This is a genomic window from Maribellus luteus (assembly GCF_003576475.1).
GTDB classification, from domain to species: Bacteria; Bacteroidota; Bacteroidia; order Bacteroidales; family Prolixibacteraceae; genus Draconibacterium; species Draconibacterium luteum.
Genome location: NZ_QWGR01000002.1, coordinates 106,240 through 118,724 on the forward strand (window position 1 = coordinate 106,240; position 12,485 = coordinate 118,724).

General features: G+C 45.1%; 6 protein-coding genes. 5 read left to right on the forward strand and 1 reads right to left on the reverse strand.

What is annotated here, in order from left to right; all coding sequences use genetic code 11:
• Positions 1 to 2 precede the first annotated feature (2 nt).
• Positions 3 to 2,909, reverse strand: a complete 2,907-nt coding sequence (locus D1614_RS03235; protein WP_119436457.1) for a helix-turn-helix and ligand-binding sensor domain-containing protein — start codon at positions 2,907 to 2,909, stop codon at positions 3 to 5.
• Positions 2,910 to 3,226: 317 nt separating this feature from the next.
• Between D1614_RS03235 and D1614_RS03240 the strand changes: the two genes are divergently transcribed.
• The 5 genes from D1614_RS03240 (at position 3,227) to D1614_RS03260 (ending at position 12,481) form a co-directional block, all read left to right on the forward strand.
• Positions 3,227 to 6,259 (forward strand): SusC/RagA family TonB-linked outer membrane protein, encoded by a 3,033-nt coding sequence (locus D1614_RS03240; RefSeq protein WP_119436458.1) that lies wholly within the window; start codon positions 3,227 to 3,229, stop codon positions 6,257 to 6,259.
• An 11-nt stretch (positions 6,260 to 6,270) separates the two neighbouring features.
• Positions 6,271 to 7,803 (forward strand): RagB/SusD family nutrient uptake outer membrane protein, encoded by a 1,533-nt coding sequence (locus D1614_RS03245; protein ID WP_119436459.1) that lies wholly within the window; start codon positions 6,271 to 6,273, stop codon positions 7,801 to 7,803.
• 12 nt (positions 7,804 to 7,815) lie between these two features.
• Positions 7,816 to 8,889, forward strand: coding sequence for a LamG domain-containing protein (locus tag D1614_RS03250; RefSeq protein ID WP_119436460.1), 1,074 nt, complete (start codon positions 7,816 to 7,818; stop codon positions 8,887 to 8,889).
• A 336-nt stretch (positions 8,890 to 9,225) separates the two neighbouring features.
• Complete coding sequence (locus D1614_RS03255) at positions 9,226 to 11,118, forward strand: glucoamylase family protein (protein WP_241558074.1); 1,893 nt, start codon at positions 9,226 to 9,228, stop codon at positions 11,116 to 11,118.
• A 1-nt stretch (position 11,119) separates the two neighbouring features.
• The gene (locus D1614_RS03260) at positions 11,120 to 12,481 is read left to right on the forward strand and encodes a glucoamylase family protein (RefSeq protein ID WP_119436462.1); all 1,362 of its coding nucleotides are present in this window, start codon (positions 11,120 to 11,122) and stop codon (positions 12,479 to 12,481) included.
• Positions 12,482 to 12,485: the final 4 nt, after the last annotated feature.

Genomic DNA, 12,485 nt, shown 5'->3' on the forward strand with positions numbered 1-12,485 from the left:
TCCTAAATGCTCAAAATGGTATCGGTAAGACTCACGTCGTGCTCAAGGTTCATTTTTTTACGCAGGCGGTAGCGGTGGTTTTCCACCCCGCGAACCGATATTCCCAGCAGGGGGGCGATTTCCTTCGACGATAAATTCATGCGTAAATAGGCACAAAGCTGCAAGTCGCTTGCTGTCAGATCCGGATATTGCTCTTTCATTTTATTGAAAAACTGTTCGTGGGCACGCTCAAAATTGTTTTCAAATATTTTCCAGTCATCCTGGCTCGAAATATTCTCGTCAATTTTATTGTTCAAATAATTGTAGTACTTATCCGGATAGCGCGACCCCAGCTCTGTTTTTTGCCGGTTGATGATGTTTTTAAGATCGAGCAGAAATTCGTTCTTTTTAATAATGGACATGGTTGAACTGGCCAGCTCTTTACTTTTATGTTGTACCTCGCTTCGCAGTTTCTCATTTCGCAACCTGATCAGCTCTTTTTCCCGGGCTTCGCTTTGCATCTGTTCTTTCTTCCGCGTTTGCCTGATTCCCCAACTTCTGAAAATAAGAAGCGCAGAGATCATCAGAATAATGTAGACGAAGATGGCTCCGCGGGAAGCTGTTAAGGGTGGTTTTACTTCAAACGAAAACGAGTAGGTTTTACTTTCGTTACCCCAAAGGTCCACTGCTTTTACCAGCAGTTCATAGCTTCCTTTGGGTAATCTCTCAAAGTTGAACTCGGGAGTGTTGGTTTTCTCCGACCATTCCGGTTGCAGTCCTTGCAGGTAGTATTGATACGATACCGGAAGTTCGTTCAGCAAAGGAAATGAAACCCTGAATGACACGTTATTAAAAGTGTGCCTGATTTTTACATCGGCGGTATCCAGGGGCAGTAAGAAGGTTTTGTCGCGGTTGTTACTCAGCTGAATTTCCCGGATGGTGGGGGCATAGTTTTTAATAAGTTTTTCGGTTGGATTGGCAACCGATGCATCCAGGTAAGCGATTCCGTTTTGCAGGCACAAAATAGCCGCGTATTCCGAAAGCGGTAGAAGATTTTCAAAGCCTTCTACCAGCATTGGGTTGTTAAAAAGCGAGGTTGGAAATTCCCGGATTTGCTTTACGCTGTCCTGAAAAATATAGAACAAGCCGATCTTCTCTTTGCTGATAAACCAGTAATGGTGGTTGGGAGCTTCTATAATCCGGTGCGCTTTTGAATAGTCGCCCAGCGCTGTATTTAGCGATCCGTAAGCAAGTATGGTATCGCTCAGGTCGTCGTAGGTAAAAAGCTGTTCGCCCGTGGTAAAAACCACACGGTTTTCGACCTGGAATACGTGGATTCCAAAATCTTTATTAAAGATATCTTTCCCGTATTCTTTTATTCCAAGAATTGTCCGCCTGTCGTCGTCAATGGTAAGCTTGTAAATATCACGGTGCATGTGGCTGGCCCAAAGGTTTCCGAAATGGTCAAATTCAATGTACCGGATTAAGTCTACAAAGCCTGTGATCCGGTTTCGAAACTTTATGCCATTCTCTGTTTTCTCGAAAACGATAAGGCTGTTGTAGGTCGATTGAAGCAGGAGGTTCGGATGAAAGGGATCCTGTACAAAATTAAAGGCTCCCGATTCAGACGAGAGTTGAACCCATTTTTCTCCGTTCAAAACATAAGTTCCCTGGTTGTGCCCCACCAAAAGTTGGTTGTCAAATATTTTCAGGTTCCATATTTGGTCCTGTGATTCTGGCACCAGTGTGATATCGGGGCTGTCAATATTAATATCCTTTACAAAAAGTCCCTGGTTGGTTCCCAGGTATAGCTTGTCATTGAAAATAGCAGTAGAGTAAATGGCGCCGGTTCCGGGTAGTTTTTCAATTACAAAACCCTGGTTTTCATTTTCGGTCAGAAACCCAATTCCAACGTCAAGCGCCAGCCAAATGTTGTTCCACTCATCGGTTTCCACGCCGAGAATGGTATTGCTGAGTAGCCCGTTTTGTGTGTTGGCATGCATTAAACGTTCACCATCCGCACTAAATACCGAAATCCCGTCTACCAATGTTCCGATGGCAATTTTGTTGTCGTTTAAAACACAAGCCCTGTTTAATTCGCTCTGAATAAAATAATCGGTCCATGGAGCATTCCAAGTGCTGAGCGCTTGTCCGTCCCACAGGAATATTCCATGAGTGGCAGTGCCAATCAGAATCTGATGCTGTTTGTAGGGAAGCAGGAATTTTATGTTTTTATCCCTGAGTCTCTCATCTTCAATAAAGGCATTGAATTTTCCGTCTTTCAACTCAAAAATCCCTTTGTCTCTTATGGCCACCAATACCTTATCATTCACCTTGTTCATTACATGAATATGGCCTGAAAAATCGATGGAGGTGATGGAGTCGGCATGGTAACAAAAAATCCGGGGGAAGGCCTGAAAATAGACATAGTTATCCTGAACGGCAATGTTCCAGAACTCGATGTTGTCGAGGAAATACTTTTCGGCAATTGGTGTCAATGATGTATAGTTCAACTTTCCATACTTGTCAGTTTTCCAGAAGCCTAACTCTTCGTAGCCACCTGTATAAATAATAGAGTCACGACTAACTTCAACCGATCGCAGAATGGTTTCGTTGGGTAAACTGTTTAGTTCCCAGTTAGTTCCGTCGAATGCTAGCAGCCCTGTGTGATTGGCAAAATATATTTGTCCGTTCCTGGCTGTGCTGACACTCCAGTTTTGGCGTGCGCCGCCGTAAACTGATTGGTCAAACGAAAGAACACCTTCATGTTCTCCCAGGACTGTTAAAGGATGCACGGATAAAAACACGAATGCGGCACATGAAAGAACGACGTAAAGCGCTTCAAAGGATCTTTTTCCCGAAAAGAGGCCGGTATTTCTCCCATTCAGGCTTTTGTCGTTTGAGGAGAAAAAAGAGTCTGTTCCGCACATGTTTTTTGTCTGTTGTTGTCCCTAACCCGGGCGTAATATTACGTATAATTTGGTTGTCAAAGATATTTATTTCCCCTCAAAGTCGGAATTTGTGTTGTTTATCATACGTTTTTATTTCTTCGAAATGAGAGGCGAGGCGAGAAATTAAATAATTGTAACATAGTTGCTTATGTCGGCGTAGTTTTATTAGGATGAGGTAGTGATGAGGTGAAAAATTAGCTTCACTTTTGTAAGAGTATGGAAAGTGTATCCAAAAACCCGTTATTGCATTCCATCTGCCATATTTTTGAGTTCAAACTAATTCAAATTTTATAGTTATGCGAAAACCATTATTCATTTTAATCCTTCTGTTTTCGTTTACAACCTTGTTCGCCCAGGAAAAACTTTCGATTTCGGGGAAGGTTGTTGATGATACAGGATTAGCGCTACCGGGTGTATCGGTATTGGAAAAAGGAACCACCAATGGTACTGTAACCGATATCGATGGTAACTATACGTTACAAGTCTCTACAGGAGCAAAAGTAATATTCAGCTTTATCGGATTCCTTCCACAGGAATTTGCTGTCACTCAATCCACGGTAATTAACCTGGAGATGAAAGAGGATGTTATCGGGCTGGAAGAAGTGGTTGTAGTTGGTTATGGAGAGCTTAAAGTAAAAGACCTCACATCGTCCATTACAACCATTAAATCAGACGAACTGGTAAAAACACCGGCAGGACAGGCCATGCAGGCTTTGCAGGGGAAAGTTGCCGGAGTACAAATTGTAAGTGCCGGAGCTCCCGGTGGCGAACCAACGGTTCGGATCAGGGGTGTCGGATCATTTCCCGGCAGCAGTAATTCGTCTCCGTTATACGTAGTAGATGGAATATATTTCGATAACATTGATTTTCTGAATCCTTCAGACATCGAAACATTATCGGTTTTAAAAGATGCTTCAGCTTCTGCCATCTATGGTGTTCGGGCAGCCAACGGAGTTGTACTTATCACCACCAAGCAAGGTTCCTTAAACTCTAAATCAACCGTTACTTACGAAGGGTATTTTGGTGTTCAGGTTCCGCAGAATGTGATGAAGATGGCCAATGCCGAGCAATTTGTTAACTATGTGAATCAAACCGGAGACCCGGCTGACATAAGTTTTGTTGCCAATGCGATGCAACGCTACGGCAGAAGCCGGATTAACCCGAATGTACCGGATGTAAATACTGACTGGTATGCCGAAATCATGAAATCTCATGCCATTCAGCAGAACCATTCGTTAACGGTGTTTGGCGGGAATAATAAAACGAGTTACTCGATGGGTATTAACTATTTTGAGCAGGAAGGTTTGCTTGAGACAGAAAATTCCTACCAGAGAATGAATATTCGTTCAAAGATTGATCATCAGGCAAACGACTGGTTAAAAGTAGGAACGAATTTCAGCTTAAGCAACGGAATCCGCTACATTGGGAACGATGCCGCCTGGTTCAGTGCCTACCATGCCGTTCCGATTCTGCCGGTTTATGACGACCAGAATTACGAAAGCTTGCTTGAAATGGGGCAGTCGAATGCAAGCCATTATTCAAGTGCTCAGTTGTTGGGTTACAGAGGCTCACAAAATCCATTTTTGAGTCTGGCTTATAACAATAACAGGCAGGATATCCGGAAAGTGCTTTCAGGAATTTACGCACAGATTGACCTGATCCCCGGTAAATTGTCGTTTAAGTCGAACTACAATGTATCGATGATGTTTCTCAAAGCCCGAAATGTTGGCTTGCCGTATTACATCACCAATTCCTCCAGCGTAAGTCTTTCCAGTATTTCTTCTTCCAGAACAACTGACGTGAACCAGTTTCTTGACAATACGCTGACTTACAACGAAAGCTTGGGAAAACATAATTTCTCGGTAATGGCCGGAACTTCGTACCGCGATGAATGGCATGATTACCTGGGGGGCTCAGCACAGGATATTCCGTTAAACGAGAATTCGTGGTATATCGGGCAATCTCAGTCCGAATCGTCGAAACAGGTAGACGATGCTGCTGAAAGAATTTATGGTCTTTCTTTCTTCGGAAGGGCATCTTACAACTACGATAACCGCTACATTGCTTATTTTACGCTTCGTCGTGAAGGAACTTCGAAGTACCAGGAAAAATGGGGAACCTTCCCGGCCTTTGGCTTGGGTTGGGTAGTGTCGGAAGAAGATTTCTTCCAGGACGTACGGTTTATCAACTACCTCAAGTTACGTGGTGGTTGGGGTAAACTTGGAAACGACAGGATTACCCGTCAGGACGGAGCCAATACAACCAACCCGGTTTACATTGCCATTGGCGATGCACAGTTAAACGGCGCCGTTACTACCAGTACCTTTGGTTATCTGGGATGGGAAACCGTAACGGGGACAAACATTGGATTTAATGCCGAGCTGTTTAACAACCGTTTGAGTATCGAATCAGACTTTTATATCCGTGATACCGAAAATGCAGCTATTCCTGTAAGTCTGAAATTGCAGTCGGGAAGTGTTTTGCGAAATGTTGGTACCATTCGGAATTCAGGTTTTGAAATGGCTTTAACGTGGAACGGAGAGATTTCCAAAGATCTTAAATATACTATTGGTGGAAACTTTGCCACCATGAAAAACGAAGTGCGCGACCTTTACGGACAATCCTACATAAATGGTGGTAGTGCAGAGTTTCGTCAGCGCTCGCAGGTGGGTGAGCCCTTGCTTTCTTTCTATGGCTACGAGGTGGAAGGTGTGTACCAAAACCAGGCCGAGATTGATGCTGACCCGATTGCGGTGGCCAATAACCTTGTTCCCGGCGATTTGAAATTTAAAAACCAGAACAACGATGAGGTGCTGGACGATAAAGACAAAGTATTTCTCGGGTCTTACATTCCGACCTTCACTTATGGTGGATTTGTAGGATTGTCGTATAAAAATTTCGATTTCTCGATGAACATCATGGGCCAGGGCGGAAATAAGATCCTCAACAGAAAAAGAGGTGAAATCATCTGGACAAACGATACAAACATTGATGCCGATCTTGCAACAGGCTTGTGGAACGGTGAAGGAACATCGAACAAATATCCTTCTGCTTCGGGATTGAGACGCGGATGGAACCAGAATTTCAGCGACTTCCTGGTAGAAGACGGTTCTTTCTTCCGCATCCAAAACGTTCAGGTAGCTTATAATATTAAAGGAGCTGAACTGTTTGGACAAGGAATGCCGGATGCAAGAGTTTATTTCACAGCCGAAAGGCCTTTGACAATATTTAAGTACAATGGCTTTAACCCGGAAGTTCCGAACGGTATAGACCGTCAGTTTTACCCGGTTCCCGCAGTTTATACAGTGGGACTTAATCTTAAATTTTAAATTCCACAGCGATGAGACTAAAACAAATAATAAAAAACTATTTGCCCTTTGTAATGGGCGGGCTGGTGATGATTTCGGTAACCAGTTGTTTGGATAATCTGGACAAACCGTTTGAAGACGAAGCGTTTACCAGTGATGTGGATTATACCGTTGGTGCTGATATGATAAAGCCTTTGTTAGGGGCGTACCACGGATTGTACACACGTGGCTGGGAAGAACCAATTACTCTTGGTATCAGGGGCGATGATGTTGATGCAGCCGGCGACCAGGTAGCCATGCAGGAGCAAGATGCATTCAAATACCTGCCCAGTCACTGGAATCCGAACTCTGTCTGGAAGGGGCATTACGATGATATTGTAAACACTTTTTCAGCCATGACTGAAATTGAAAAATACAGAGCAGCAGCCAACAACGATGCGCTGACAGATCAGTATTTGGCAGAATGTCGTGTGATCAGGGCTTACCTGTATTTAGACGTAGCCAGAACTTTTGGTGGCTGTATTGTAATTGACGAATTGGACAATATTCAAAATACACCGGTAAGTAACAAAGCTGCCGTAATGCAGTACATTGTGGATGAAATGAATGCTGTTATTCCCAATTTGCCGGCAGTAAATCCGAACAAAAGAACCGATGTTAAAGGTGGTATGACGCGCTATACTGCTTATGCTTTAATGGCATTGGCTTACCAGGAAATGGAAAACTACCAGGGAGTGGCAGATGCTACGTCTGAAATAATTGGTTCGGGCGAATATGAATTGGCCAACGACTATTATCACCTCTTTAAAAAGGCCGGCAAGCTGGATGACGAGATCATCATGGAATTCCAGTATTCCGATTTTAATCAGGGAGAAGGAGAGCGTTTTTCTTTCTTGTTTGCTCCGTTTGGCATTGGTGGCTGGACTCCGGTTGTTACCGGTGCCAAAGATGGTTGGGGATTTTACGCGCCTACCAAAAAGTACATCGAATTCATGCTCGACAGAGGTGAAACCGTGCGTTTGGAAACCAGTGTTGTTTTCACGCCCGACGGTATTACCCAGCTTCAGAACGAACATGGTACCTTGCCGGCATGGATCAGTAATAAAAACCGGGAAGGTGATATTTTCAACAACAATGCCCGTTTGAAATTTGCCAGTGGCAAACACATTCAACCGTCAACCGAACTTATTGAAGGGCGCCTGGAGTTTGGCAGTAACAAGAACTTTATTGTGATCAGGTATGCCGAAATGTTGTTGATGTACTCCGAGGCCTTAACCCGTGGAGCTACCAGCAGTTTATCGTTGAGCGCAGCAGATGCGGTTAACCTGGTAAGAAACCGCGCCGGAATGGGAAGTTTGTCAAATGTTACCACCGAAGTTGTTTTGGATGAGAAGTTTGCAGAGCTGGCAATGGAGTGGGGCATTCGCTATTACGATATGGTGAGAACCAAAAATACTGCTGAACTGACACACGAAGGGAAAACCTTTACGATGGACAAAGCCTATCTGCCTTTCCCGGCCGACCAGGTTGCTGAGTTGCCTCAATTAGCCGACGGAATCCAATAAAACGAACTGAAAATGAAGACATATAGTAAAATAGTAATAGTTGTGTTGAGCTTATTCGTGCTCAATGCATGTGAACAGAGTTATATCGACGAGATATCAAAAGTTGACCCGGGAACGGATGAGTCCGGTCCTGTGGTTACGGTAACTTCACCGGCAGGTGATGTAAATGCACCGTCTGATGTATCAGAAGTGAGCATTCAATTCGAAGTGGCGGACGATATCGAACTGAAATCGGTTAGTGTTCAGTTGAATGGCACATTGCTTGGATCGTACGATCAATTTAAAGATTACAGAAGGTTTATTGGTGCTTATGCGGAAGAATTGGGCCTGGGAGATCACGTTCTTGAGATTGTGGCCACGGATATGGCCGGAAAGTCAACCACTCAAACCATAAATTTCAAGAAAATCAATACCATCAGGGACTTGATGAACGAAGCAGTGTTCCACATGGCTTTCAATGGCAACTATGTGGACGAAGTGAGTTCTGTTGCAGCAACGGTTGTTGGTACGCCTTCACTGGGTACCGGTGGTGTTGATGGCGGATGCTATGTGGGTGCGCCCGATTCGTACCTGACTTTTGATGGCACAGGACTTCAGTTCCCGGAATTTAGCGCAAGCTTTTTCCTGAATGTTACTGCTACACAGGCGACTGACAGAGCTGGTGTTCTGGTGATGAGCCCGGAAAACCCCAATTTCGACAACAGTCGGAAGTTCGGTTTCCGATTCTTTAGGGAAAATGGAGGCGGACTGCAGCAATTTAAGCTGAATGCAGGAAACGGAACATCTGATAAATGGTTTGACGGAGGTGCTGCTGCACGGGTTAATCCGGCAACTACTGAATGGGTTCATTTTGTGTTCACGATTTCAGCTACCGGAGCCAAAGTGTACATTGACGGAGTATTGGTGAAAGAAGATACATTTAGCGGAGTAGACTGGACAGGTTGTGATATGCTGTCGATTATGTCGGGTGCGCCAAGGTTTGCCAACTGGAATCACTTGTCTGACGAAAGTAAAATGGACGAACTGCTGATTTACGACCGGGTGCTTACTCTGGCTGAAATTGATCTGCTGGGTTTACTGAATTAACCAGTGATCAAAGAACGATCCATTATGTTGGTAATTCAAGGGTTCTCTGAATGGAGGCTTCATTGGAGCCAGAGTATGGTGGAAGAGTTTTTTTAGAAAGCCCTTACGGCCGATAAAGTAATACGGATATTGAAGGACGGTTGATGATAAACCGCCTTCGTATCCAGCGATCTTATCAGACCCCGCCGTAGAAATACGGAGGGGTCATTTTTCAACTGAACGTTACTACTTTTAATAGGATTTTTCTTACTACTGATGCGTACTATTTTCCTGCTATTTTTTGTTAGCTCTTTGCTGTTCTTTTCTTGCAGTAAAGATGATTCAGGTTCAGAGCCGGTGCCGGAAAAACTGGGAATTACCTACGTTTACATTGGAGAGTCGGCCCTGGTTGAGAACGGGAGCAATGTGAACATTTCATTGGCAGAACCCATTGAAATCAAATTCGATAAGGCGGTAAATACTGCATCGGTTAACGAAAATATTCGCTTACTTGACGCTGCGAATCAGGAAATAGAGCTGACAAAGAGTTTTTTTAGCCAGAACCAGCTTGTTAAACTGGCTCATCCGGCATTCGACGAAAATTCAACTTACACACTCCAAATACTAAGCGGGATAAAAGGGGAGAAAAACGAAACGCTTGATGCGCGCACTTACTCTTTTAAAACGCTGACAGTGCCGCTGGCGCTTGAATCGGTACTGATCGGTAACAATCCGGTCAATCTGCTAACCCGAATCAAGGAAGTTAGCAGGGAACCGGAAATTACCCTGAATTTCAATACGCCAATAAGCAAAGACGATCTGGCACCCTATGTCTCTTATCGAACGGGTGGCTCCGGCGTGGCTTATTCGCTTACTCAAATCGACGAAAAAACAATTTCCGTTACAGTAACCCAAGCACTGGACGGATTTTCAAAACATACGCTTTCCATTTCTGCCAATGTCGAAGACAGGATCGGAAAGCCTTTTGAAGGGATGAACATGAATTTCTATACTGAAATTGATCCTGCTCCAAAATTTCCTGTAGTAAGCGACGAAGAACTTTTAACGAAGGTACAGGAACAGACTTTTAAATATTTTTGGGATTTTGGACATCCGGTGAGTGGATTGGCGCGCGAGCGGAATTCATCGAACGAAACCGTTACAACCGGAGGTTCAGGTTTTGGAGTGATGGCAATACTGGTAGGGATTGAACGCGGTTTTATTACAAGGGCCGAAGGTGTGGAGCGACTGCAAACCATGGTCGAATTTCTTGGAAATGCCGATCGTTTTCACGGAGCATGGTCGCACTGGCTGAACGGAACAACCGGAAAAGCGCTGCCTTTCAGCACCAAAGACAATGGCGGCGATTTGGTGGAGACTTCTTTTATGGCCGCGGGCCTGCTGGCTGCCCGTCAGTACCTCAATCCGTCAGATTCCGAAGAAAATGCGTTGATCGGGAAGATCAATACGTTATGGAATTCCATTGAGTGGGATTGGTACACACGTGGCGGGCAAAATGTGTTGTACTGGCACTGGTCGCCCAATTACGGCTGGGATATGAACATGAAAATTCAGGGCTACAACGAAGCGCTGATTACCTACATAATGGCGGCTTCTTCCGCAACGCATCCGGTTTCTGCAGATGTTTACCATCAGGGCTGGGCGAAAAACGGCTCCATCAAAAACGGGAAAGAATTCTACGGAATTAAGTTGCCGCTTGGATACGATTACGGCGGTCCCCTGTTTTTTGCTCACTACTCGTTTTTGGGAATAGACCCAACCAATTTGTCGGATCAGTATGGCAATTACTGGGAACAAAACAGAAACCATACCTTGATCAACCGGGAATACTGCATACAGAATCCCAAAAACTATGTGGGATACAGTGCCGATTGCTGGGGCCTGACTGCCAGCGACAACCACGACGGATACTCGGCACAGTCGCCCACCAACGATTTGGGCGTAATTACCCCGACTGCGGCCATTTCATCCATACCTTTTACGCCCGATGAATCGATGCAGGCGCTTCGCTTCTTTTATTACCAGCTGGGCGACAAGTTGTGGGGAGACTATGGATTTTACGATGCTTTTAATGTAACGGAAAGCTGGACAGCCGGTTCGTTTCTGGCCATCGACCAGGGACCGATTGTTGTGATGATAGAAAATTACCGTACCGGGCTCATCTGGGATTTACTGATGTCGTGCCCCGAAGTACAGGCAGGTTTAACAAAACTAGGATTTACATATTGACATGAAGGTACTTAAATTAAACATAATCGCTTTTTTATTGCTGACGCTTGCTGCGTGTGGCACCCGTAACAAAACAACAGAGGGAACTGTGCAACAAAGTCCTCAAAGCCTCGAAGACTCTTTGCTAACGCAGATTCAATACCAGACTTTCCAGTATTTCTGGGAAGGCGCAGAGCCTACTTCGGGCATGGCGCGCGAGCGTATTCATATGGACAACATTTATCCGCAAAACGACCAGGACGTGGTTACACTCGGAGGTTCAGGCTTTGGAGTGATGGCCATTCTGGTAGGGGTTGAAAGAGGGTTTATTACCCGGGAACAGGCTTTGGAACGCTACCGGAAAATTGTGGACTATCTGGCAAAAGCTGATCGTTTTTACGGCGCCTGGCCGCATTGGCTTGATGGACCCAGCGGAAAAACTCATCCGTTTAGTAAAAAGGATGACGGTGGCGACCTGGTGGAAACTGCTTTTATGATCCAGGGACTTTTAACGGTGGCCGAATATTACAAAGACGGAAACGAGGCCGAGCAACAATTGGTGGCCGATATTCAACAACTTTGGGAAGAAGTGGACTGGACCTGGTACACCAAAGGCGAAGATGTTTTGTACTGGCACTGGTCGCCTAATTACGGCTGGGAAATGAATTTCCCGGTGGGCGGCTACAACGAGTGTCTGATCATGTATGTTCTGGCAGCGGCTTCCCCAACTCATTCCATCGAGCCGGCAGTGTACGACAAAGGCTGGGCATTGAACGGAGCAATTGCCAACGACACCGTGTACTACGGGTTGAATACGGTGCTTAATTTTTACGAACACGGCGACGATCCGACCGGCCCCATGTTTTGGGCACACTATTCCTACCTGGGGCTGAACCCAAAAGGATTAAAAGACAAGTATGCCGATTACTGGAAACTGAACCAGAACCAGGCCTTGATTCATTACAGGTATTGTGTGGATAATCCAAAGCAATTCAAAGGCTACGGAGAAAACCAGTGGGGAATGACTTCCAGCTATTCAATAAACGGGTATGCAGGGCATCATCCGGGCGAGTTGGATTTGGGCGTAATCTCACCCACAGCAGCGCTTTCTTCTTTCCCGTACACTCCGGAAGAGTCGATGCGGTTTTTGAAATACCTCTACCTCGAAGCCGATTCACTGGTGGGGAAATATGGCCCCTACGATGCGTACAGTCAGGAGCATGACTGGTATTTACCACGCTACCTGGCCATTGACCAGGGCCCCATTCCGGTAATGATTGAGAACTACCGGAGCGGAATGCTGTGGGATTTATTCATGAAAAACAAGGATGTGCAGGCCGGGCTTAGGAAACTGGGTTTTGAAAGCCAGTACCTGACGAAATAATACA

Coding starts and splice junctions, on each gene's coding strand:
- D1614_RS03235 (WP_119436457.1), bottom strand. CDS start 2,909: ATGTGCGGAACAGACTCTTTTTTCTCCTCAAACGACAAAAGCCTGAAT.
- D1614_RS03240 (WP_119436458.1), top strand. CDS start 3,227: ATGCGAAAACCATTATTCATTTTAATCCTTCTGTTTTCGTTTACAACC.
- D1614_RS03245 (WP_119436459.1), top strand. CDS start 6,271: ATGAGACTAAAACAAATAATAAAAAACTATTTGCCCTTTGTAATGGGC.
- D1614_RS03250 (WP_119436460.1), top strand. CDS start 7,816: ATGAAGACATATAGTAAAATAGTAATAGTTGTGTTGAGCTTATTCGTG.
- D1614_RS03260 (WP_119436462.1), top strand. CDS start 11,120: ATGAAGGTACTTAAATTAAACATAATCGCTTTTTTATTGCTGACGCTT.